Genomic DNA, 22,476 nt, shown 5'->3' on the forward strand with positions numbered 1-22,476 from the left:
TCGCGCGCGGGTTCGGGAATGCGAGTCCGCGTCCGGACGTTCTTGCACACGGACATGAGGAGGAGCGGACACTGTGTTGGATCCCCAGGGGTTGTACGAATGGGAGCCGAGCGGGCTCGCAGCGGTCGAGGCGATCGCCGCCAGGGACTCCGCCGGACTGGTGCTGCTGTACCACTTCGACGGCTACATCGACGCCGGCGAGACCGGTGACCAGATCGTGGAACGGCTGCTGGAAGGCCTGCCGCACCGCGTGGTCGCCCGCTTCGACCACGACCGGCTGATCGACTACCGCGCCCGGCGGCCGCTGATCACCTTCGAGCGCGACCACTGGACGGCTTTCGAGGCCCCCGGTATCGAGCTGCGGCTCGTCGAGGACGCGACCGGAGCGCCCTTCCTGCTGCTCTCCGGCCCGGAGCCCGATGTGGAGTGGGAGCGTTTCTCGGCCGCGGTGCGCCAGATGGTCGAGCGGCTCGGCGTACGGCTGTCGGTCAACTTCCACGGCATCCCGATGGGCGTCCCGCACACCCGCCCCGTAGGCATCACGCCGCACGGCAACCGCATCGACCTGATGCCGGGGCACGCCAGCTTCTTCGACGAGGCGCAGGTGCCCGGCAGCGCGGAGTCGCTGATCGAATTCCGGCTCGCCGAGGCCGGACACGACGTCCTGGGCGTGGCGGCGCATGTGCCGCATTACATCGCCCGCTCCGCGTACCCGGACGCTGCGCTCACGGCACTGGAGGCCGTGACGGCGGCCACGGGTCTGGTGCTGCCCGGTGCCGCACATTCGCTGCGTACGGAGGCACTGCGCACGCAGGAGGAGATCGAGCGCCAGCTCTCGCAGGGCGACGAGGAGCTGGTCGCGCTGGTCAGCGGGCTGGAGCACCAGTACGACGCGGTGGCCGGAGCGGAGACCCGGGGGAACCTGGTGGCCGAGCCGGCGGAGCTCCCCTCGGCCGACGAGATCGGCAGGGAGTTCGAGCGCTTCCTGGCGGAGCGGGAGACCGATGGGGGTGTCGGCGGGCTCTGACCGCTGCCATCCGGCGGTCCTGCGCGCCGGGACCGCCGGGCCGCGGAGTGGGGTTCTCCCCGTTTTGGGGCTGCGCCTGACCTCCGTCCTGCGACCCTATAGCGTGGGCGCATGGTGAAGGTGGGGCTGACGGGCGGAATCGGCGCGGGCAAGAGTGAGGTCTCGCGTCTGCTGGCGTCGTACGGCGCGGTGATCGTGGACGCGGACAAGATCGCACGCGAGGTCGTCGAGCCGGGCACGCCCGGACTCGCGGCGGTGGTCGAGGAGTTCGGGGACGGTGTACTCGCCCCGGACGGCACCCTGGACCGGCCGAAGCTCGGCGGGATCGTCTTCGCCGACCCCGAGAAGCTGAGGGCGCTCAACGCGATCGTGCACCCGCTGGTGGGCGCGCGCTCGGCCGAACTCGAGGCGGCGGCGGGGCCGGACGCGGTCGTCGTACACGATGTGCCGCTGCTGGCGGAGAACGGACTGGCGCCGCTCTACGACCTGGTCGTCGTCGCCGACGCCGCACCGCAGACCCAGCTCGACCGGCTGGTACGGCTGCGCGGAATGGCGGAGGACGAGGCGAAGTCCCGGATGGCCGCCCAGGCCACCCGCGAACAGCGCCTGGCGGTCGCCGATCTCGTCATCGACAACGACGGGCCGCTCGAGGCACTGGAACCCCAGGTCCGCGAGGTATGGGAGCGGCTTCAAGGCGCCTGAGGCCGGGCGATAGCCTCGCCGCATGAGTGCTACCGACCACGTCTCCCAGGCTCCCGACGCCGAGCCCGCCGCCACCCCGGCCTCGCCCTCTTCGACCTCCGACGGCTCCGCCGCCCCCGCATCCTTCGTCGTGAACATCCCCGGTGTGGCGGACGCCGATCTGGAGCCGGAACCGCTGGACCCCGAACAGATCGTTTCCGGCGAGCCGGTGGTGACGGGCAAGGTGCTGTGGGAAGCGCCCGACGGCAAGCAGATCCGGGGCATCTGGCAGGTCACGCCCGGCGTGGTGACCGACACCGAGGCCAACGAACTCTTCGTGGTGGTGAGCGGACGCGCCACCATCGAGGTCGAGGGCGGCCCGGTGCTGGAGGTGGGACCGGGCGACGCCTGCGTGCTGCGCGAGGGGGACCGCACGCAGTGGACCGTGCACGAGACGCTGCGCAAGGCGTACCACATCAGCCTGTAGCGGACCGGACGTGCTCCGAGTGTGCCGGCAGGCCGGTTCCCTGCCCTGCCGGCCGGGAATGCGCCGGCCGACGCGGTTGTTGTGCCGCACGTCATGCCGTACGGGTGGCTGATGGCGGCTGCCCGTACGGCCATGGAGAGGAGACGACCGTGCCCGAGCGCAGCCCCGAGACACATGTCATCGACTTCCGCGCCGCGGAGCACCTACTGGCCGCCCGCGACCCGCGCGGCGCGATCCGGCTGCTGGATCCGGTCATCACCGCCCACCCCGAGAACACCGCGGCCCGCCTGCTGCGCGCCCGGGCATTCTTCCTGGCGGCTCAACTGCGGTCGGCGGAGCTGGAGTTCCAGATCGTCCTGGAACGCGAGCCCGCCAACTCCTTCGCCCACTTCGCCCTAGCCCGCACCCTGGAACGCGCCAACCGCCCCGACGAGGCCCTACGCCACTTCCGCCTCGCCGCGGCCCTGGAACCCCGCCCGGAATTCCTCGAAGCGGCCCGCTTCGCGCCCGGCGCCGGGAGGGGGGGCCGGGAGGCCGGTGCGAGCGGTGATGCCGAGTGGTGAAGGGTTGGCCTGGGGCGGTCCTCACCAAGGATGTCCTCACCGAGGATGTCCACCACGGCGGTCGTCACCACGGCGGTCCACCGCACCCGTACCTGGCCCTTTACGGCCTCGTGTCGCGCTTCCGGCCCCTGGTGTTCCAGCGGCCGAAGGCTTCGTTCCGGCCCCGGTCGGGTTCGTAGGGCGGTATGTCCTTACCCGGCTGGTAGTGCGGTCCCTGGTGGATGTGCCATATCACGACAACCAGATCCGTGGCTGCCAGCAGTGCGACAGCGGCACACGCTGCCGCCCACTCCGGCCGTCCGGCCAGGATGAAGGCCACAGCTCCGGCGATCGCCCACAGCAGCCCCCAGAACGCGAGCCCACAGCGGATCTTCAGCGGGCTGCGTGCCTGAAGCGGCTCATTTCCCGTACGCATCGGCGCCATCTCCTGCCTTCAGGATCCTCCCGATCGATGACTCCGTCACCCAGCCGCGTCATGTGCCGGATGTCCGGGCCGTGGTTCCCGGTCACGGTTGCCCGCCCGGGGGGGCTCGTGGCGCGGCGTGGATCGCCCGCCGGGTGGCCGTTGATCCAGGACAGGCCGCCGATGTCGAGTTGTGAGCGGGCGCGGGTCACCGCTACGTACGCCAGGCGCGCCTCGTCGGCGTCGATCGGTCCGGGGAGCGGGGTTCCGTCGTCGCTGCCCTCGTCGAGGTCGTCGGGGCCCGTGAAATCGTCCGCGATGCGCACGCTCGCCCACTCCCGCCCCTTGGCCCGATGCGCGGTGGAGACCGTTACCTCGGCGGACTCCTCGGGCGAGAGCCGGTCCAGGGCGCGCAGGACGGCTGCCGTGCCGTGCTCGTCGACGAGTTCCACCAGCGGGAGCAGATCCCGGCCGGCCGGGTCGAACTCCGCGTACTCGCGCAGTTCCGACCAGGACTCGAAGAGCATCAGCTCGGGATGCGTCGTGCGGCGGCCCGTCTCGAGGTCGTGTGCGGCAAGCGCCAGAGCGCCCAGTGCCGCGCCGCCGCCCGCGAGCGCGACCCTGCGGTGCGCCTCCAGTTGCCGTATGACCTCCACCATTGCCCCGACGTTCGACCGGCACAGAATCGCCTGAGGGGCGGGCACCGTTCGCAACTCCGTCGTCAGCCGGGGGGAGCCCGTGAGCCGCAGGGGTGCGCCGACGATCGCCAGCCAGCGGTTGGCCTCGGCCGCCAGCGCCGGGCCGAAGCGGAAGGAGCGGGAGAGGGTGAGCCGTTCGCCGTCGAATCCCGTCATGACGTCGCGCGCCCCGCGCCAGCCGTAGATGGCCTGGGCCGAGTCGCCGACCAGCACCAGCTGGGCGTGGTCGCGCTGGGCCGAGAAGACCTGCTCGACGACGGGGTTGGTGTCCTGCGCTTCGTCCAGGAGCAGGAAATCCGCCCCGATCACCGGCTCCCGCAGCGCCCACATCTTGAGGTAGTGGTCGTGCTCGAAGCGGACCACGCCGCGCTCGTGATGCTGAAGATCGGCCCAGGCCTTTCGGGCGTACGGCAGGACGAGACCGGCGAGTTGATCGTGCAGGGCTGCTGATTCCGCACCGCGCAAGGGCGGGACGTGGTGGCGGGCGATCTCCCTGTCGGCGGACTGGCAGAACCGGGTGACCGTGCGCAGGACCGTATGGGAGAGCGCCTTGTTGTTGACCTTGCGTGCCCCTACGCGGACCGACATGCCTTCGTCGATACCCAGGGCCGCGCCCGCGCCAGCCTGCTTGCCTGGGGGCGTTCATCCGCGCCTGGTAGTGCCTGCCGACTGTGGTGTAGGCGAGGGAGTGGGCGGTTCTGCAGGCCACGCCGGAGGGGAATTTTCTGGCGGCGTCGCGTGCGATGGCTCTGTTGAAGGCGATATATCGACCGAGGCGGCCTTGCCGTTGTGCTGCGTGCGCGAGCATCGCGAGGGTTGTCGTCTTACCCGTGCCGGCCCCGGCCTGCATCACGAGGTGCGCGCCGGTCCGGAACGCCTCGGCCGCGGCGGTCTGCTCGGGTGTGGGGGCGTCGATGGGGGTGTTGGCGGGGGTGCTGGCGGGGGTGTGCATGAAGACTCCTCGATGAGATGGATTCATTACTGAGAGTGATGATGTGACTGACTGTAGCCGGTCCTGCGGCGATGCGGGGATGTGGTGCGGGGCCTGTGGACAACGTGGGTCCGGTGCTGGTCGGCGGCCCCGGCGTCTTGCCGGGGGCGACCCAACGCGATGCTGTTGACCTGCGAGGGAAGCGTGGGAGGCGCCGGGGGAACGGCGTTGTCAGTGCCGTGTGTTTCCATCGGTTTCAGGCAGGGCTGCAGCGGCGGGCGCCGAACGATCACGTAGCGGGACGAGAGGGCGGTATGGCGAGGCGGTGGGGGACGGAGGCGACGGGCGCGACGGGGGTGATGGAGGGAGTGAGCGGGGCGGTGTCAGGAGCAGGAGCGGATGATCCGGCGTCCGCCTCGCACGGGGCGGGCGGAGGCAGCGGTGGGTTCGGGGCCGCCCTGGCCCGCTGTGCCGTGACCTTCGTTCGCGGCACGCCGCCGCGCGCCGGGAAGGTCGCCTTCTGGCGGCCAGACGGCGGGCCGCTGCCCGGCGGGGGAGCGGGGCGGGGCGGTACGACCGGCGCGCCGGAGGAGGGCGGTGCGCCCTTGGAGCTGACCGTCGCCCGGCGGCACGGCAACGGGGCCCGCAGTCATACGGTCCCTGCCGTGCTGCTGCCGTTGGCCGAGGCGGTGCCGCTGCTGGTGCGCGCCCGGCACGACCCGGCCGCCCATCCGGCCGCCGCCTGCTGGGGCGCGGCCACGCTGCACGCCCTGCATCTCGCCGGGCGCGGCAGGCTGCTGCCGGGGCTGACCGCCGAGGACACCGACGCCTGGCGCGCCGGGCCCCTGGATCCCGATGACGTCGCGCACCTGCGGGCCATCGCCGCGGCCATGCCCGGTGAGGCCTACGCGGTCCCGGTGCCCGGCAGCCGCCCGCTTCAGGTGTCCGACCCGGCGGCGCTGGTCCGGCACTTCGTGGACGCGGTCGTGGACGCTCTGCCACGTACCCCCGCCGCCGCGCTCGTGGCCGGTGCCCCGTTCGCGGCGAGTGCGCCGCAGCACCTGCCCGGCGCCCGGGAGTGGGCCGCCGAGGCCGCGGCCGGTATCGACGCGGGCGTACGGCTCTCCCTGCGCCTGGACCTGCCGTCGCGCAAGCTCTTCGACGCCGGGCCGGACAGCGGGGACGGTGCCGAGGAGCGCAGTGCGGCGGCCGTCGTGCTGCAGGTGCACAGCCTGACCGACCCGACCCTGGTGGCCGATGCCCGTCAGCTGTGGGACGGCGAGGACTCCGACCACTTCGGGCCGCGGTCCCGCGTCGACACGCTGCTCGCGGTGCGGCGGGCGGCGCGTGTCTGGGATCCGCTCGCGCGCCTCCTGGAGCGGCCGGTTCCCGATGTACTCCCGCTCAGCGAGGACGAGTTGTACGACCTGCTGGGGCCGGCCGCGCCACGGCTGGCCGCCGCCGGGGTGGCCGTCCACTGGCCCAAGGAGCTGGCCCGCGGGCTGACCGCCGCGGCCGTGCTGCGCCCGGCGCCGGGTTCGGCCGCGGACGGCTTCGGGTTCTTCGAGACCGATCAACTGCTGCAATTCCGCTGGCAGGTGGCCATGGACGGCGAACCGCTGACCGAGGCGGAGATGGACGCCCTCGCCGAGGCCCATCGCCCCGTCGTCCGGCTGCGCGACCAGTGGGTCCTGGTCGACCCCGCCCTCGTACGCAAGGCCCGCAAACGCGAACTGGGCTATCTGGACCCGGTCGACGCCCTCGCCGCGACGCTGGGCGGCACCGCGGAGGTCGACGGCGAAGAGGTCGAGGTGGTGCCCCTGGGGGCCCTCGCGGCGCTGCGCAGCCGCCTCACCGCCCCGGCGGCGCCGCTGCCCCAGCCGCCCGGACTGCGGGCGACCCTGCGGGACTATCAACTCCGGGGCATGTCCTGGCTCGACACCATGACCTCGCTCGGCCTGGGCGGATGCCTCGCCGACGACATGGGCCTGGGCAAGACCATCACCGTCATTGCGCTCCACCGGCACCGGCGGCCCACCGCACCGGTGCTCGTCGTCTGCCCGGCCTCCCTCCTGGGCAACTGGCAGCGCGAGATCGAGCGCTTCGCCCCCGGCACGCCCGTACGCCGCTTCCACGGTGCCGGCCGCAGCCTCGACGGCACGGACGGCGGCTTCGTCCTGACGACCTACGGGACGATGCGCAGCAGCGCCGCCCAACTGGCCGCCCACACCTGGGCATGGGTGGTCGCCGACGAGGCGCAGCACGTGAAGAACCCGCGTTCCTCGACGGCCAAGGCGCTGCGCGGCATCAAGGCCCCGGCCCGGATCGCCCTCACCGGCACCCCGGTGGAGAACAACCTCTCCGAGCTGTGGGCGCTCCTGGACTGGACGACCCCGGGGCTCCTGGGGTCCCTCAAGACGTTCCGTGCGCTGCATGCCCGTGAGGTCGAGGGCGGCGAGGACCCGGAGGCGGCGCAACGGCTGGCCAGGCTGGTGCGGCCGTTCATCCTGCGCCGTAAGAAGTCCGATCCCGGGATCGCCCCCGAGCTGCCGCCCAAGACCGAGACGGACCATCCGGTGGCGCTGGGGCGCGAACAGGCCGCGCTGTACCAGGCCGTCGTCCGTGAGGCGCTCGCCCGGATCGGGGCGGCCGAGGGCATCGCGCGGCGTGGCTTGGTCATGAAGCTGCTCACGGCCCTCAAGCAGATCTGCAACCACCCCGCGCAGTACCTCAAGGAGACCGCGCCGGGCCTGGCCGCCCGCTCCGGGAAACTGGAGCTGCTCGATGAACTCCTGGACACCATCCTGGCCGAGGGCGGCGCCACCCTTGTCTTCACCCAGTACGTGGGGATGGCCCGGCTGCTGGAGCGGCACCTCGGCAACCGCGGCATCCCGAACCAGCTTCTGCACGGCGGCACCCCGGTCGCCGAGCGGGAGAAGATGGTCGACCGGTTCCAGTCGGGCCACGCCCCGGTCTTCCTGCTGTCCCTCAAGGCGGCGGGCACCGGCCTCAACCTCACCCGGGCCGGCCATGTGATCCACTACGACCGGTGGTGGAATCCGGCGGTGGAGGAGCAGGCCACCGACCGCGCCTACCGCATCGGCCAGACCCAGCCGGTCCAGGTGCACCGGCTGATCGCCGAGGGCACCGTCGAGGACAACATCGCCCAGCTCCTCACCGCCAAGAGGGCGCTCGCCGATGCGGTGCTCTCCGGTGGCGAGACCGCGCTCACCGAACTGTCCGACGCCGAGCTGGCCGATCTCGTCTCCCTGAGGAGGTCCGTATGAACCCCTCCGGCTTCCGGGGACGGCCCGCGGCAACGGGGCGCGCCGCCGCGGCCGACCGGCTGGCGCGCGCCGACCGCTCGCGGACGTTCCCGCCGCTGCCGGCCCGCAGCGGTGCCCGCGGACTGTTCGCCGAATCCTGGTGGGGCAGCGCCTGGCTGGACGCGCTGGAGAGCGCCGCCCTCGACAGCGCCCGGCTGGCCCGCGGCCGCACGTACGCGCGGGACGGCCATGTCGACACGATCAACGTCACGCCGGGCCGCATCGTCGCCACCGTGCGCGGCAGCAGGCCCCGCCCGTACAGCGCCGAAATCCGCCTGCGGATCCTCTCCGAACCGGAGTGGGACGGCCTGCTCGACGCCATCGCCGCGGAACCCGCCCAACTGGCGGCCCTGCTGGCCAAAAAGCTGCCCAGCGCGCTCGCCGAGGGGGAGGTGCGCCTCCTCCCGGGGCCGGGCGATCTCGTCCCGCGCTGCTCGTGCCCGGACTCCGGGCGGCCCTGCAAACACGCCGCCGCGCTCTGCTTCCAGGTGGCCCGCCTCCTGGACGCGGACCCCTTCGTCCTGCTGCTGATGCGCGGCCGCGGCGAGCGGGAGCTGCTCGACGAGCTCTCCCGCCGTAACGCCACACACGGTGTCCAGAACGGCCGGACCGGCGCCCCCGATCCCGCCGGGTCCGCCGGGCCGCTACCGGAGGCCGCGTCGGCGGGGCCCGCCTCCCCTCCCGGCGTCCTGGCCCGTGATGCCCTCGCCGACCGCCTCCGCCCGCCGCTGCCGCCGCCCCTGCCGGTGCCGGCCCACCCCGGCCGGCCGCCGGCTCTCCCGGATGCCGAGGGTCTCCCCTTCGATCCGGCCGCCCTGGAATTCCTGGCCGCCGACGCCGCGGCCCGCGCCCACGCCTGCGTATCCACTGCCGGAGCCGTCGGAGCCGCCGGCACCGGCCGCGAACGGCAGCCCGTCCGCAGCCCGTTCCCCCAGCTGCCCCCATGGGAGGACGCCGTCCGCCTGGCGGCCACCGCCCACCCCACCGCCGGGCTGACCTCCGCCACCCGGGCCCTCTACCGCGACCTCGCGGCCGCCACCGGCCGTACGCCCACCGAGGTGGCCCGCTCCGTGGCCGCCTGGCGGCAGGGCGGCCCCGAAGGACTCGCCCTCCTCGGCACCACCTGGAACCCCCCGGCCGGCGACTTCGACCGGGCCCGCAGCGCCCTGATCGCCGCCGACCTCCCCGCCCTGCGCCCGCGCCACAACCACCTCACCGACCCCGGGCGCGGCATCCAGCTGCGCTTCGGCCACGACAGCCGCTGGTACCCCTACGAATCCGAGCCCGGCGCCGAGGACTGGTGGCCCACCGGGCCGGCGGACCCCGACCCCGTGGGCGCCCTGACCACCCTGCTCGCGCGATGACTAACCTCAAGGCCGTGGAAGGCCTCGACACACTCACCCGATCCCTCGCCCGGCGCACCCCGCAGCAGCTCGCCGCACTCCTCACCCGCCACGCCGAGCCGCTCGCCCGCCGCCCTGCACCCACTCAACTGCGCGGCCTGGCAAGCGCGTTGTGGTCATACGAAGTCCTCCACCAGTTGGTGATCCACCTCGACCACCCCCGGCTCCAGGTGCTCGCCACCACGGCCCGGATCAGCCAGGAGCGGGCCGCGGACGCCGCCCCCGGCCCCGCCGCCCCCGCACCCGGCGCCGACTACCAGTCCCTGATGGCACACCGGCTGTCCTTCGCCCACCTGGCCGGCGAACCCGTCCCGCCCGAGGAGGTGTACGCCGCGCTCGGGGCCGCAGAGCCCGGACCCGCGCGGGCGGCCGCCGAGGCCGCGCTGCACGCGCTGTACGACGACGGTCTGGCCGCGCCCACCGAGGACGGCACCATCGTCGTCCCGCCGCGCACCCCACAGCTTCTGGCCGCCCACGACCTCGGCCCCTTCGCCGCGCGCGCCCCACGGCCGGCCCCGGAGACCGCCCCCGGCATCGCCGGAAGGGCAACCACCGCGGAGTCGCTGCTCGACGAATCGCGGGCCGCCGCGGCGACCCTCGCCGCCACCCTGGAGCGCCTCCTGGCCTCCCTGGCGAGGCAGCCCGCCGCGCTGCGCAAGTCGGGCGGCCTGACGATCCGTGAGATCAAGCGGCTGGCCAAGGAGGCCGGTGCCGCCGAACCCCACACCCGGCTCCTCCTCGACCTCGCCCTCGCCGCCGACCTGATCGCGCTGACCCGCACCCCGGCGGGCATCACCGCGCTCCCCACCGGCGCCTACGACGACTGGCTCGCCCGCCCGCCGGGCGAGCGCCTCGCCCCCGTACTCGCCGCCTGGTCCGCCCTGTGGGCCGTCCCCACCCACACCCCCTTCGGCGAGACCCCTACCGCGCTCGTACGTGGCCATGACCGGCACGCCCCCGCCCTGCGGCACGCCCTGCTGGCCGCGCTGGCCACCGTCCCCCTGGGCGCCGGGGCACCTCTGCCGCCCCTGCCGCCGGAGGCCGCCGAGCACACCCCGCTGCACAACGTCCTCGCCGCCGCGGACTGGCACCGCCCGCTCGCCGTCACCGAACAACCGATGGCCGCGGACCGCGCCGCCCACACCCTCCACGAAGCCGCCTGCCTCGGCCTGACCGCCCACGGCACGCTCACCCCCCTGGGCCGCGCCCTCCTCGCCGACCCGCGCGTCCTCGACGAACCGCTGCGGGACCTGCTCCCGCCGCTCCTCCAACAGGCCCACTTCCAGGCCGATCTGACCGCCGTCGTCCCCGGCCGCCCCGCCCCCGCCCTCGACGGGCTGCTCGGCGCGGCCGCCGACCGCGAGTCCGAAGGCCACGCCGTCACCTGGCGCTTCACCCCCGCCTCCGTACGCCGCGCCCTGGACACCGGCCGCACCGCCGAGACCCTGCTCGACGCGCTCGGCGCCGCCTCGGCGGCCGGCGACCTGCCGCAGCCGCTTGGCTACCTCATCCAGGACACCGCCCGCTCCCACGGCCGGATGCGCGTGCTGCCCGCCGCCTGCTGCATCCGCTCCGACGACGAAGCCCTCGTCGCGGAACTCGCCGCCCACCGCGCCCTGCGCGACCTCGGGCTACGGGCCATCGCCCCGACCGTCCTGGTCAGCAGCCGTCCCCCGGCCGCCACTCTGGAGGCCCTGCGCGCCGCGGGCTATGCCCCCGCCCTGGAGTCCGACACCGGCGCGACGACGGTCGAGCGCCTGCCCACGCACCGGACCAAGGCCCCGGCGCCGAGCCGTGACCCCGGCGCCCCGCTCCTCCTCGCCCAACGGCTCCTGGGGCAGGCCGCCGGCGTCTGAGGCCGGGGGCGGGTCAACCGGTGCGCGGCTACTCGTACTCCGTACCGCCCTTGCGCGTCAGATACGCGCCGCCGACCACCTTGGCGATGGCGCGGCCGCCCAGCACCGGGCTGTAGCGGTCGCCCAGCGGACGGACGACCACACCCTCCCGGATGTGCACCGCACGCCCCGACAGCGTCTCGCGCCCTTCGGCCAGTTCCATCACCCGCTGTGCGTCGTACGGACCCGTGAACAGCGTCGGCACCACCGGAAGCCGCCCGTCCAGCACCTTCGTCAGCTCCTCCGGCGCCAGCCAGCGCACCTGCCCGCCGGCCTCGACCGACACATCGAAGACGGCGTACGCGGGCTCCCCGCGGCGGCTGTCCGCGCCGTAGCCCAGATCCTGTACGCCGTCGCCGTACACCTCGCCGAAGATGCCGACCCGCGACGCCCCCAGCTCCCCGGCCAGCTCTGCCGCGACCCGCGCCGCGCCATGGGCACGCACCGCCCGCCAGTACAGGTTCTTCGGGTCCTCCACCAGGGCCAGCCGCTGCGCGCCCAGCCCCTTGGACGTCACCTGGACGCGATCGTGATCGGCGCCGTAGGTCAGGCAGCACGCGGTGCCGTGCACCTTCTCCGTGACCGCCACCGGCTCGCCCTCGGTGAACACCTCCGGATACCGCTTGAGGTTCTCGATATCGATCCACGGCAGCAGATCGGGCGCTGGCTCGGCCTCCCCGCTCATCGAAATCGGCACCGGCGGCACCCACTTCACGATCCCGAGCTCCGCCGCGAAGTCGGTGCCGTCCTCGGCCGCCCGTGCCAGGTCCCTGCCGTCCAGCGCCTTCGGCCGGCAGACGATGCCCTGTGAGAGCTCGCCGCGCAGCCGGATCGCCTTGACCCGGTTGGCCGCGGAACCGGCCAGCTTGCCGGTCAGCCCCAGCTCGGTCACCAACTCCTGAGGGAGGACGGCCTGCTCCGGGATGTACAGGGCGGCGTCGCCGGTGCGGTAGGCCCCCTTGGCGACGACGGCGCGGTACAGCCCGACCTGGGCGAGCTCCAGCGCATCGGCGTTGGGATGCTCATGAATCGTCATGTGCTCGACCGTGACGCGCAGCGTCGACATGGTGGATCCCCGTTTCTGTTCACCGTGGTTGCTCAGCGGCTGCTCGGCGGTTCTTCGCGCAGAGCGTGCGGCGTGGCGTGGTGTCACCACTGTGATCGATGGAAGGGCGCCGGGTGAACCGATTTTCCTCAGGGCAGGCCGGGCCGGGCGTCAGCGTTCGGCGGGTCTGCGCCGTCCGGTCGGCGCCGCTGGTAGGGATACCGAGCCGGACGGGCGTGCGATGCGGGTCGTGGGCGTGGTGGATGTGATCACATCGACGTAGGCGCGGCAGACCGGCGGGCGGCCGATGGCGGTGCCGAGCATGCCGTTGACGGCGTCGCGGACGAACCGGGTGGCCGCGGACGGGCGTGGCCCCGCGGGGGCCGAGGGGAGCTGGCGGCCGGTGGCCGGTGTCCAGGGCGCCCGGGCGATGCGCGCGAGGGACTGCTGCACAGTGCGGGCGAGCGCCGGATCGTCCAGTCCACGCCGGCGCAGGGCGTCGCGCAGGGCGAGGGCGCTGTGGGCGGCGATGGACAGGCCCTGGCCGTAATCGGGGGTGAACGCGGCGACCGCGCCGCCCAGGACAACGAATCCGGTGGGCCAGGACCGCAGTTGTTCATAGCGCCGCAGCCGGCTGGCGGTGTCGCGGGTCACCCGGACCTCGCTCAGCGGTTCGGCGTCGGCTATCAGGTCGCCGATGACGGAGTGGGGTATGCGGCGTGCGAACGGAACGAACCGGTCGGCGTGTGCGGAGGGGCGGCCGTCTCCGGTGCCGGTGAGGGTGACCAGCCAGCGGCCGCCCTCTATGGGGACCAGCGTCGCCGTCCGCCCGGGGTCCTGGCGGCTCTCCGGGCTCGAACGGGCGGTGATCACCGGGCAGTTCTCGGTGCCGGGCGGGGCGCGGAAGATCCGGGTGGCGGAGACGATGCCGCAGTCGGCGAGCTCTTCGCGTACCGCGGGCAGGCCCAGCGTGGTGAGCCGACCGGGCGTCGTGGAGTGCCGTCCGGTGGCGTCGATGACGAGGTCGGCGTCCAGGCGGCGGACGCTGCCGGTGACGGTGTCCCGGACGCGTACCCCGGTGATGTGTTCCGCGGTGCCGGTCAGCTCCTCGGCCTCGGTGCCGTCGAGGACCGTCACCGCCTCCAGGGCCGGCACCTGTTCGCGGACGACGCGGTCGAGCAGGTCGCGGGAGCAGGCGATCACGCACTGCGCGGGCCGGCGGGACAGCCGGCCCTGCGGGGCGGGTCCCGCCGGCCCGGACGGCAGCGGCATGGGACGGGCCCCCTCGTCCAGCCACCGTTCGACGACGCCGGGCAGCAGCTCCTCCACGGTCCGGGCACCGTCCGCCGACAGCAGATGGGCATGCCGGGCCTGCGGCAGGTCCGTGGGCAGGGCGGGGGTACGCGGCAGGCGCTCCCGTTCGACGACGATGACATCGGCGTGTGCGGACAGCGCCGCGGCGGCGAGCATGCCGGTGAAACCGCCGCCCAGCACCACGGCGAGATGCGGGTGGGTGAACCGGAGCCCGGTGGCGCTTGTACTGCTCGACGCGTTCATGGGCAGTGCCTTTCTCGGCGGGGGCGCACGTTTCCCCTGTGGTAGCGGGTCGCGTCCAGAAAGGGCGGTGCCGCATTCCTGCCGGAGTGCCGGCGCGCGGCGGCGACGACGGCGTCGGTGGCAGCCGTGATCGAGGCCGTCAAGGAGGCGGGCAGGGAAGCGGAGGCGGACCGCAGCAGCCGCAGTGGTGCCGACGGCAGCGGCTGAGCCCTTTGAAGGTCGCGGCAGGCCGGCGCGAACGCCGGCCTGCCACCCCCCGTTTTCCCCATCATGAATCCCCCTCAGGCCGTGCCCGCCCCACCCCATGCAGGGCCGCACCCGCCGCCACCCGCCCGTGTCACCGGGTGGGACGGACCGGCGCGGCGGCCTCGCGGAACGCGCGCCGTCCCTGGGGGCGCGGCCGTCGCATCCGGTCGACGGCGGACACCGTTCCGGATCGTAGGCCGCGGCGATCACTTCCGGTAGCCGGAAGAAAACGAAGGATGCGTAGGAGCCACCCCGTGCATACCGATGCGTAGATCTATTGCAAAACGGCTCAATGGGCGGAAAACGCGCCGGCACTTTCTCGCGACGCGAGAAAGCCGCCTGATATGCGGCGCCGAACGCCGAAAGGCGGCGCACGAAAGGCCGGATGGTTGGCGCGAATTGATCGGGTGCCCCCGGGCCGGCGGGCGCCGTGCCTACCCTGTGCGGGCACCGCACCTGAGAACCCGAGGGAGAGTCGTGCGCGCGATTGTGATGCGAGAATTCGGCGGCCCGGACGTGCTGCGGCTGGAGGACGTGCCCGAACCGGAGCCCCGCGGCGGCCACTCGATGGTCGAGGTGACCCTCGCCGGCATCAACTACGCGGATGTGCACGTACGCGGCGACTCCTACCTCGCCCCCGTCGAACTGCCCTACATACCCGGCAACGAGGTCGTCGGCACCGTGGACGGCGGCCGCCGCGTCGTCGGTCTGACCCGCGGTGGCGGATACGCGGAACGGGCGCTGCTGCACCGCCGCGTCACCTGGGACGTGCCCGACGCCGTCACCGACGAACAGGCCGTCGCGCTGGCCCTCCAGGGCAACAGCGCCTGGCATCTGCTGTTCACCTCGCTGCGCATCACTAAGGGCGAGACCGTCGTCGTCCCGGCCGCGGCCGGCGGCGTCGGCTCGCTGGCCGTCCAGCTCGCCGCGCAGGCCGGCGCCAAGGTCATCGCGCTCGCCGGCTCCGAGGACAAACGCAAGCTGGCGACGGAGCTGGGCGCCCACGCGGCGGTCGACTCCCGGGCGGAGGACCTGACGGAACGCATCCTGGCGGCCGCGGGCGGCCCGGTGCAGGCGGCGCTGGAGATGACCGGCGGCGCCACCTTCGCCCAGACCCTCGCCGCCGTCGCCCCGCGCGGCCGGCTGGCGGTGTACGGCTTCGCCGGCGGCGAGCTGGCGAGCGTGGCGACCCGGGACCTGATGGCGCGGTCCATCACCCTCGCGGGCTTCTGGCTGCCGCAGCTCTACGCGGACCGTACGGCCCTGCCGACCTCCATGCGGGCCCTGTTCGACGCGGTGGCCGAGGGGCGGCTCAAGCCGCTGACCGGCGCCACCTACGCTCTCGGGGAGGCGGCGCGGGCCCACCACGATCTGGCCGCGCGCACCCCGACCGGGAAACTCGCCCTGGACGTCGCCCGGTAACCGAGGGCGCACGGTGGACACAGCGGCTTCGGGAGGGCACCCGGACGCCGTCCGCCCAGGGCAGCAGCGGGGGCCGCGGCCGACGGGGATGCCGGTCCGCACCACATATGCCGTGCGCCTTCGGGCGCGGATCACTGCCAGGGGAGAGAGCACACGATGGGCAACAGCAGCACAGCGCCGGGAGCCGCGGCCTTGGCCGCCGCCTCCCCCTCCGATGGGGGTACCCCCTGCTCGAGCGGGGCCGAGAGCTTGGGGGAGGGCACCACGGCCGGGGCGCAGCGCGGCCCGCGCCATGCCCAGCACCCGCGCCGGCCATCCGGGGACGCGCCGGCCGCGGGAGCGCGGACGTCGGGATCCGGCCATGCCGAGCGGGTCTTCCTCGTCCAGACGGCCTTCGCCGAACTCGGCGGATACGCCCATGGACCGGGGGAGATAGCCGAATTCACCGGCCTGGACGACTCCGTCGTCTACCGCATCCTGCAGTCCGGTATCTACCAGCGCATCTTCGAACGGGTCGACCGCGGCCTCTACCGGCTGCGGACCTCCGCCGCCCAGCTGGCCTTCACCGCGCTCGACCACCGCCTCGACGGCGACGCCTCGCAGACGGTGCTGCGCCGGCTGCGCGAGGCCACCGACGGCGGGCTGGCGTTCCTCTACATGGTGGCGCCGTTCTCCGGCGCGCAGCGCCAGTGCATGGACATGGCCGTCGGCGACTCCGACCTCGCCGAACTGGGCATGACGCCCCGCGATGTGCTGTCCGTGACCCGGTCGCTGCGCACCGGCGCCTCCGGCCGGACGATCCTCGCCTACCTGCCTCAGGTGCTCCAGCAGCGGGTGCTGGCCGAGCCCGTGCCCGACCAGGCCGGGCCCGGCGTCCACCGGGACAACGACGCGCTGCTGGCGTCCCTGACGGAGGTCCGCGACCTCGGCCATGCCCTCGGATTCGAGGAGTGCATGGCCGGCTGGAACTCCTGCGCGGCGCCGATCATGTGGGACGGCTCCATCATGGGCTCGGCCCTGCTTCTCAAGCCCAGGTCCGTGATGCCGCAGCCGCCCGGGAGCGTTATCGAGGCGACGAAGGAGGCGGCGGCCGAACTCAGCCGCCACGGAGCCGCCCGCCCGGCCGCGGACGGGGCCTGAACCTCGGCCACAGCGAAGTACGGACGACGCACAACGGGGTCCGGGGGAAGCGGAGTTGGTGGTGCTCGTCACGGCGGGCCGACGGCGCTGGTGCAGCAGATGACGACGCAGGGCCCAGGGACCGTATGCCGCAGAGCCGTGGCAGGGCCCGCAGGTCGGCCGCGGCCACGGCCTGGTCCCGGTGGCAGGCACAATGGCGGGGTGCGGCTCGAAGCGATCACCTGGGACCGGCTGACCGATGCGCTCGCCGGGCACATCGCCGCGATGACGGCGCAGGACGGGAGTCCCTGGCTGCGGGTGGCCATCGACGGGGCGCCCGCCGCATCTCCGGGTGAGCCGGCCGGGCGGCTCGCCGAGGCGCTGCGGATCCGGGGGCGGGCGGTGCACAAGGCCGGCACCTTCGGCTTTCTGCGCCCCGCCTCCCTGCGGCTGGAGTACGGCCGCGAGGACGCCGACGCCTTCTACGACGAGTGGTTCGACCGGCGGGCCCTGTGGCGCGAGGTGTTCCGGCCGCTGGACCCCGGCGGCACCGGGCGGGTGCTGCCGGACCTGTGGGATCCTGTCGCGGACCGCGCCACCCGCAGCGGGTACGCGGAACTGCCGCCCGGCGGCGTCCTGTTGCTGCACGGCCCCCTGCTGCTCGGCCATGGGTTCCCCTTCGACTTCTCGGTGCACCTGAAACTGTCGCCCGCCGCGCTGGCCCGCCGTACGCCGCAGGACCGGCGCTGGACGCTGCCCGCGTTCGCCCGTTACGAGGACGACACCCGGCCGGAGGAGGCGGCGGATGTCGTCGTACGGGCCGACGACCCCCGCCGCCCGGCCTGGAGCGGGCTGGGCTGAGCGCTGCCGAAGACGCGCCACGGTGTCAGACGAGCTGCCGGATCTCCCCGCGGACTCGGTAGAAACCGCCCGCGGCCGGCGACAGGTCCTCGACGACATAGCGCGCTCCGGGGCGGCGTATGTGGCGGGGGAACTGGACGTTCCAGGACGGTTCGTAGCCCCCGGAGACCACATGGACCCGCAGCCGGCCGGCCTCCTGGACGCACTCCACCACGATCCCGGAGGCCGCGGCGGACGCCACCGTCTGCACCGTGGCGGACGGGGTGTAGGTGGGCAGCGCGGCGGCCGACTTGACGTCCCGGGCAACCGGGACCGTGCCCGACCGGGCCGCGGCGATCGCCGCATCGCTCGCGTCCACACACACCAGGGAGCCGTCGGTGGTGACCAGGTACAGCTTCTCGTCCAGATACTGCATCGACAGCGCCGAGCCGCCGCCCGTGCCCAGCTTCCACAGCCGGGTGCCGTCGGCGGCGAAGCAGTACACCGAGGAGGCCGAGTCCCCGGCGAAGACAAAGCGGCCGTCGAGGGCCGTGGCGCAGGAGTAGACGACGGTGTCGCAGGTGTAGGTGGCCTCCACGGCCCCGGTGTCCTTCGCCAGCCGCTGCACGACGCGCTTGTCCGTGCCGGCGTACACCGCGCGGTCCTCCTGCCAGCCGAACAGCACCGCGCCCCTGGTCGGGGTGTGCCACAGCTCGCGGCTGCCGTCGGCACGGTAGGCGGTGACACCACGGTGATGGCCGTGGTAGACCGCGTGCTCGTCGCGCCGCACCATCCAGGCGTGTTCGCCCGCGCTGCGCCGTGACCACTGGTACTCGTCCTCGTGGTCGATGACGGTCAGCCCGCCGCTGCGGTCGGCGACGTGGAGGATGCCCTCGCGGATGTCCAGCCAGAAGATGTCGACGTCGGGCGCGATGTCGTAGGCGGCGAACGGCAGTTTGGAGGACAGGTCGTAGACCTTGCCGTCGTCACAGCCGGCGTAGATCCAGAAGTCGTCCGCCACCAGGCACTTGACGCCCTCGGGGAGCTGATAGCGGGCCAGCACCTCGCCGTCGTGGCCGAGGGCGTGGACATCGCCGTTCTGGTTCCCCACCCAGCAGCGGTCCTCGGCGACATGGATCCCGAACGCCGAGGCGCCCGTACGGAACCGCCACAGCACCGGCGCGACCGCGCGCGCCGTCGACGGCGCCGAGGCGACCTGACGTCGTGTCACCGGCCGGGCGACGCGCTGCCCCTGGACGGCCGGCGCATAGCCCTTGCTGACCTTCTCGCCGATCTTCCTGGCGGCCGCGGCCTGTGCCTTCTCCCGCGTCGGGAACGTCGAGGTCTGCTGCTGCCCGGCCGCGCCGATCCGGCCGTAGCGCACCGAGACGGTGGTGCCCGAAACCGCGACCTCGTAGAACTTGTGGGCGCCGCCGCCGTCTTGGGACAGCTCCAGATATGTCGTGGTTCCGGTCGTGGTCGCGGACATGGCGAACTCCCCTCCCCGGGCGGTCCCAGCGACCGTTCCCCCGCTGCTGAAAACCGTACGACCCACCACTGACAATCGGTCGTCGAGCGCCGGTCGAGGACCGCCCGTCACCCCGCCGGCGACGGCGGATAGCGTGAGGTCATGACCACGTCATCCACGTCATCCACGTCATCCACTGCATCCGACGACGCCACGCCGCTGCCCGGCCGCGAGGGCCCCACCGCGACCGTGGAAGCCCACCCGCGCTCGGTCGGCACCGTCACGACGTCCTATGCACCCGACCACGACGGCGACCCGGACCCGGGCGAGATCGTGTGGACCTGGGTCCCGTACGAGGAGAACGACGGCCGCGGCAAGGACCGGCCCGTCCTCGTCGTCGCCCGCGAGAGCGGCGGCACCCTGCTGGCCGTGCAGCTGTCCAGCAAGCGGCACGCCAACGACCGGGACTGGGTCGCCATCGGCGTCGGCCCGTGGGACCGTGCGGGGCGCGACTCCTGGGTGGCGGTGGACCGGGTGCTGCGGGTGCACCCGGCCGGGATGCGGCGGGAGGCCTGCGCACTGGACCGGGGCCGTTTCAACCTGGTCGTCAACCGGCTGCGCGAGCGCTACGGCTGGCGCTGACGTCCCCCGGCCCGGCCCCCGGCAGCGGTCAGGCGTCCGCCAGGGCCAGGAGTTTGGTGACGGTGTTCCAGTTGCGGGCGGTGGCCGTCACCCCCAGCGGGGCGCGGCCGACCGCATCGGCGAGTTTGGAGCGGCCGATGCCGTTCGGGCACCACAGATACAGCTCGCGCCCGGCCAGCCGGAACCGGTCGGGCGCGAACGCGGCCGCATCGAGCGCGTCCAGCCGGGAGGTGTCGGCCGGCACCGCCGACAGAAACGTGACATGCAGGCTCTTGGGCTCCGCCGTGGCCTGCGGAAACGGATTCGCGGCCACCACGGCGGCCAGCTCGTCGCGGGTCCGGACGACGACCGGCACGGTCAGGCCCAGATCGGCGGCGATCCGGTCGTGGATCATCCGGGCCGTCTCCTCCGGTGGCGTACCGGGGTCGGCGAAGACGACGTTCCCGGTCTGCAGCAGGACGGAGACGTTCCGCAGGCCCAGGGACTCGGCCAGCGCCAGCTGCTTAGCCTTGGGAAAGGAGTTGTGGCCGCCGACATTGATGCCGCGGAGCAGAGCGATCTGACGGGACATGGCACTGCCCTTCGGAGGAGCCGGACGCCGGCCGGGACGCCGGACACGGGACTACGGGACGACGGGGATGACGGGGACGTGGCGCTACGGACGCGGCGCCACGGAATCACGGGACGCGGTCAGAACAGCGGCGGGGGCAGGACGCCCTCCAGGGCCAGCAGCAGCCGCTTGGTCTCCAGGCCGCCGCCGAAGCCGCCGATACCGCCGTCGCTGGCCACCACACGATGGCAGGGCACGACGACCGGAAGCGGATTGGAGCCCATCGCCGCGCCCACCGCGCGGGCGGCGCCGGGCTCCCCGACCCGGTCGGCGAGGTCCTGATAGCCGACGACGCTGCCGTAGGGGACGCCGTCGGCCAGGGCGTGCAGGACGCGGGCGTTGAAGCCGGACGACAGCGACCAGTCCAGGGGGGCCGTGAAGGTGCGCAGCCCGCCGGCGAAGTAGGCGGTGAGCTCGGCGGTGGCCGTCGCAAGGTGGGGTATCTCCGCGAGCGGCGGCCCGCCGAAGTACTGCTCCAGTCGGGTCAGGGCGCGCCGGCCGGTCCGCTCGTCGGCATGGAAGACCACCTGGGCCAGTCCCTGCCGGGTCGCGGCGAGCAGCAGGGGACCGATGGGGGTCTCCAGCCGCGTCCACGCCCAGTCGCGGCGGGCCGTGCCCGCCGCGGGGGCTGCGTCCTGCTCGGCGTGCTGCTCGGAGTTCGTCACGTGATCAGAGTAGGGCCCGGCACCGACAATGCGCCGGGAACCGGGCTCCGGGGCCAGGACCCGGGGGCCCTGGTCCCGGCCGGCACGCTAGTCGTCGCTCGTCTGCAGCGCCTCGCGGATCTCGTCGGCCTTGTTGCTGATGATGCCGTCGGCACCCATCCGGGCGAGTCCGACCGCCTTCGCGCCGTCGTCGACGGTCCAGGTGTACAGCTGCAGCCGCCGCCCGTGCGGGCCCGTCAGCCCGTGCACGGCGTTGATGTAGCTGGGCGTCACCGTCGTGTAGTTGGGGTTGATCTGGTCGCAGAACTCCGCGTACGTGGGGAGGTCGGCGACCGACGGATTGCCGAGGAAGCCCGTTTTGACGTCCGGCCGGATGCGGTGCACGGCCTTGACCGCGTCGGCGTTGAAGCTCTGGATGATCAGCCGGCGCTTGACGTGGCCCTTGTCCAGCCAGCCCTGATGGTGCAGCTGCATCAGGGTCTGCAGTTCGATGCCCGGGTAGAGCTCCGGCGACTTGAGCTCCAGCAGGAGCCTCTGGCCGTTGTCCTCGACCGCGTCCATGTAGTCCTCGAGGGTGGGCACCCGCTCGCCCTCGAACTTCGGGCTGAACCAGCTGCCCGCGTCCAGCTTCTCGATCTCGGTCAGGGTGAAGTCCTTGACGTTCCAGGGCTTCCGGTCGGGGAAGACCTGTTCGACGTCGGTGGTCCGGGCCAGCGAGTTGTCGTGCAGGATCACCAGCTCGCCGTCCTTGGTGCGCTGGACGTCGTTCTCGACCCAGACGTCGCCGAGCCGGCGGGCCGCGTCGATGGAGGCCAGGGTGTTCTCGGGAGCGTGCGTGGGGGCACCGCGATGGGCGACGGTCACCGTCCTGTGCCCGTTGGGCGCGGCCTGCGCGGCGGTGGTGGAGAGGGCGAGCGCGGACAGACCCATGAGCGCACCGGCGACGACGGTGGCGACGGGGCGAATACGCATACGGACTCCTCGTGACGTCGGGGACGTGAGCTACCTGAGTGACGTGCTCCGGTCATACGGCTGGAGACTCGCAGCCGGGCCGTAGCGGGAGGTGGTCGGAGGATGGCCGGGGACTGAAGGAGAAGTGGCCGGTGTTCCGTGTGTGAGCGCCGTAGTTGCAGGATGCCCGTAACTGCCGTGCAGCAGACGTCGCCCGACGCCGTCCAACTTGCCGGAGCGGCGCCGTACGCGCATCTCGGCCGATGGCTCGTCACCCGTCGGGCTTCTGCACGGTTTTGCCCCGTGCGGCCGGTCCCGCTCCGGCCCCGGCCGCGCCCGCGCACCCGGCTCCGTACGGAACCCGGCGAGGTCAGACCCGCCGGACCGGGCGGGGGACGGGGCCGGGCGCAGGGCGGCGACGGCCGGGCCGGGGCGGCGGGAACCCGTCGCAGAGCTTCCGCGCCGGGCTGCGGCCGTTCGCGCGAATCGGCTGGTCG

The 22,476-nt window shown here is 73.4% G+C and carries 18 protein-coding genes and 1 pseudogene; 11 read left to right on the top strand and 8 right to left on the bottom strand.

Going from position 1 to position 22,476, the window contains the following annotated elements:
* Positions 1–73 precede the first annotated feature (73 nt).
* From AB0D04_RS20000 to AB0D04_RS20015, 4 genes are all read left to right on the top strand, one after another.
* Complete coding sequence (locus AB0D04_RS20000) at positions 74–1,027, top strand: PAC2 family protein (RefSeq protein WP_362704838.1); 954 nt, start codon at positions 74–76, stop codon at positions 1,025–1,027.
* A gap of 111 nt (positions 1,028–1,138) precedes the next feature.
* Positions 1,139–1,729, top strand: a complete 591-nt coding sequence (gene coaE / locus AB0D04_RS20005) for a dephospho-CoA kinase (protein ID WP_362704840.1) — start codon at positions 1,139–1,141, stop codon at positions 1,727–1,729.
* 22 nt (positions 1,730–1,751) lie between these two features.
* A complete protein-coding gene (locus AB0D04_RS20010) occupies positions 1,752–2,195 on the top strand; it encodes a cupin domain-containing protein (protein ID WP_362704843.1) in 444 nt (147 codons plus the stop codon).
* Positions 2,196–2,344: 149 nt separating this feature from the next.
* Positions 2,345–2,758 carry a tetratricopeptide repeat protein gene (locus AB0D04_RS20015; RefSeq protein ID WP_362704846.1) on the top strand — a complete coding sequence of 138 codons (414 nt, stop codon included), beginning with the start codon at positions 2,345–2,347 and terminating at the stop codon, positions 2,756–2,758.
* 100 nt (positions 2,759–2,858) lie between these two features.
* Here AB0D04_RS20015 and AB0D04_RS20020 read toward each other — a convergent pair whose 3' ends face one another.
* Positions 2,859–3,173 carry a DUF6343 family protein gene (locus AB0D04_RS20020; RefSeq protein ID WP_362704849.1) on the bottom strand — a complete coding sequence of 105 codons (315 nt, stop codon included), beginning with the start codon at positions 3,171–3,173 and terminating at the stop codon, positions 2,859–2,861.
* A pseudogene (locus AB0D04_RS20025) lies at positions 3,131–4,811 on the bottom strand (UvrD-helicase domain-containing protein). Before AB0D04_RS20025 ends, AB0D04_RS20020 begins: the two are co-directional and overlap by 43 nt.
* Positions 4,812–5,104: 293 nt before the next feature.
* Here AB0D04_RS20025 and AB0D04_RS20030 point away from each other — a divergent pair.
* From AB0D04_RS20030 to AB0D04_RS20040, 3 genes are read left to right on the top strand one after another with little or no spacing between them, the layout of a single operon-like run.
* On the top strand, positions 5,105–8,077 hold the full coding sequence (locus AB0D04_RS20030) for a DEAD/DEAH box helicase (protein ID WP_362704852.1): 2,973 nt from the start codon (positions 5,105–5,107) through the stop codon (positions 8,075–8,077).
* Positions 8,074–9,480, top strand: coding sequence for an SWIM zinc finger family protein (locus AB0D04_RS20035; RefSeq protein WP_362704855.1), 1,407 nt, complete (start codon positions 8,074–8,076; stop codon positions 9,478–9,480). The genes AB0D04_RS20030 and AB0D04_RS20035 overlap by 4 nt, the downstream gene beginning before the upstream one ends.
* Complete coding sequence (locus AB0D04_RS20040) at positions 9,477–11,375, top strand: helicase-associated domain-containing protein (protein WP_362704857.1); 1,899 nt, start codon at positions 9,477–9,479, stop codon at positions 11,373–11,375. The genes AB0D04_RS20035 and AB0D04_RS20040 overlap by 4 nt, the downstream gene beginning before the upstream one ends.
* Before the next feature lie 28 nt (positions 11,376–11,403).
* On the opposite strand, the gene AB0D04_RS20045 is transcribed toward AB0D04_RS20040, so the two are convergent.
* Entirely contained in the window at positions 11,404–12,480 is a 1,077-nt protein-coding gene (locus tag AB0D04_RS20045) for an RNA ligase (ATP) (RefSeq protein WP_362704860.1), read from the bottom strand.
* A 150-nt stretch (positions 12,481–12,630) separates the two neighbouring features.
* Entirely contained in the window at positions 12,631–14,016 is a 1,386-nt protein-coding gene (locus tag AB0D04_RS20050) for an FAD-dependent monooxygenase (RefSeq protein ID WP_362704863.1), read from the bottom strand.
* Positions 14,017–14,739: 723 nt separating this feature from the next.
* On the opposite strand from AB0D04_RS20050, the gene AB0D04_RS20055 reads away from it, so the two are divergent.
* The 3 genes from AB0D04_RS20055 (at position 14,740) to AB0D04_RS20065 (ending at position 17,664) form a co-directional block, all read left to right on the top strand.
* On the top strand, positions 14,740–15,684 hold the full coding sequence (locus AB0D04_RS20055) for a zinc-binding dehydrogenase (protein ID WP_362704865.1): 945 nt from the start codon (positions 14,740–14,742) through the stop codon (positions 15,682–15,684).
* A 249-nt stretch (positions 15,685–15,933) separates the two neighbouring features.
* Positions 15,934–16,824 (top strand): IclR family transcriptional regulator C-terminal domain-containing protein, encoded by an 891-nt coding sequence (locus AB0D04_RS20060; protein WP_362704868.1) that lies wholly within the window; start codon positions 15,934–15,936, stop codon positions 16,822–16,824.
* Positions 16,825–17,025: 201 nt separating this feature from the next.
* On the top strand, positions 17,026–17,664 hold the full coding sequence (locus AB0D04_RS20065; RefSeq protein ID WP_362704870.1) for a uridine kinase: 639 nt from the start codon (positions 17,026–17,028) through the stop codon (positions 17,662–17,664).
* Between the two features lie 25 nt (positions 17,665–17,689).
* Here the strand turns inward: AB0D04_RS20065 and AB0D04_RS20070 are convergent, their stop codons facing one another.
* A complete protein-coding gene (locus AB0D04_RS20070) occupies positions 17,690–19,132 on the bottom strand; it encodes a WGR domain-containing protein (RefSeq protein ID WP_362704873.1) in 1,443 nt (480 codons plus the stop codon).
* A 141-nt stretch (positions 19,133–19,273) separates the two neighbouring features.
* Between AB0D04_RS20070 and AB0D04_RS20075 the strand changes: the two genes are divergently transcribed.
* Entirely contained in the window at positions 19,274–19,753 is a 480-nt protein-coding gene (locus tag AB0D04_RS20075; protein ID WP_362704876.1) for a type II toxin-antitoxin system PemK/MazF family toxin, read from the top strand.
* A gap of 28 nt (positions 19,754–19,781) precedes the next feature.
* Here AB0D04_RS20075 and AB0D04_RS20080 read toward each other — a convergent pair whose 3' ends face one another.
* From AB0D04_RS20080 to AB0D04_RS20090, 3 genes are all read right to left on the bottom strand, one after another.
* Positions 19,782–20,324 (bottom strand): DUF1697 domain-containing protein, encoded by a 543-nt coding sequence (locus tag AB0D04_RS20080; protein ID WP_362704879.1) that lies wholly within the window; start codon positions 20,322–20,324, stop codon positions 19,782–19,784.
* A gap of 119 nt (positions 20,325–20,443) precedes the next feature.
* Positions 20,444–21,028, bottom strand: coding sequence for a methylated-DNA--[protein]-cysteine S-methyltransferase (locus tag AB0D04_RS20085; RefSeq protein WP_362704881.1), 585 nt, complete (start codon positions 21,026–21,028; stop codon positions 20,444–20,446).
* Positions 21,029–21,115: 87 nt separating this feature from the next.
* Complete coding sequence (locus AB0D04_RS20090) at positions 21,116–22,000, bottom strand: glycerophosphodiester phosphodiesterase family protein (protein ID WP_362704884.1); 885 nt, start codon at positions 21,998–22,000, stop codon at positions 21,116–21,118.
* Positions 22,001–22,476: the final 476 nt, after the last annotated feature.

This window comes from Streptomyces sp. NPDC048483, assembly GCF_040651455.1.
In the GTDB taxonomy this organism is placed as follows: Bacteria; Actinomycetota; Actinomycetes; order Streptomycetales; family Streptomycetaceae; genus Streptomyces.

What these genes read in the sequence shown, in the direction of transcription:
- coaE (WP_362704840.1), top strand. Translation starts at nt 1,139, where the DNA reads ATGGTGAAGGTGGGGCTGACGGGCGGAATCGGCGCGGGCAAGAGTGAG.
- AB0D04_RS20010 (WP_362704843.1), top strand. Translation starts at nt 1,752, where the DNA reads ATGAGTGCTACCGACCACGTCTCCCAGGCTCCCGACGCCGAGCCCGCC.
- AB0D04_RS20020 (WP_362704849.1), bottom strand. Translation starts at nt 3,173, where the DNA reads ATGCGTACGGGAAATGAGCCGCTTCAGGCACGCAGCCCGCTGAAGATC.
- AB0D04_RS20030 (WP_362704852.1), top strand. Translation starts at nt 5,105, where the DNA reads ATGGCGAGGCGGTGGGGGACGGAGGCGACGGGCGCGACGGGGGTGATG.
- AB0D04_RS20035 (WP_362704855.1), top strand. Translation starts at nt 8,074, where the DNA reads ATGAACCCCTCCGGCTTCCGGGGACGGCCCGCGGCAACGGGGCGCGCC.
- AB0D04_RS20040 (WP_362704857.1), top strand. Translation starts at nt 9,477, where the DNA reads ATGACTAACCTCAAGGCCGTGGAAGGCCTCGACACACTCACCCGATCC.
- AB0D04_RS20045 (WP_362704860.1), bottom strand. Translation starts at nt 12,480, where the DNA reads ATGTCGACGCTGCGCGTCACGGTCGAGCACATGACGATTCATGAGCAT.
- AB0D04_RS20050 (WP_362704863.1), bottom strand. Translation starts at nt 14,016, where the DNA reads ATGAACGCGTCGAGCAGTACAAGCGCCACCGGGCTCCGGTTCACCCAC.
- AB0D04_RS20070 (WP_362704873.1), bottom strand. Translation starts at nt 19,132, where the DNA reads ATGTCCGCGACCACGACCGGAACCACGACATATCTGGAGCTGTCCCAA.
- AB0D04_RS20075 (WP_362704876.1), top strand. Translation starts at nt 19,274, where the DNA reads ATGACCACGTCATCCACGTCATCCACGTCATCCACTGCATCCGACGAC.
- AB0D04_RS20080 (WP_362704879.1), bottom strand. Translation starts at nt 20,324, where the DNA reads ATGTCCCGTCAGATCGCTCTGCTCCGCGGCATCAATGTCGGCGGCCAC.
- AB0D04_RS20090 (WP_362704884.1), bottom strand. Translation starts at nt 22,000, where the DNA reads ATGCGTATTCGCCCCGTCGCCACCGTCGTCGCCGGTGCGCTCATGGGT.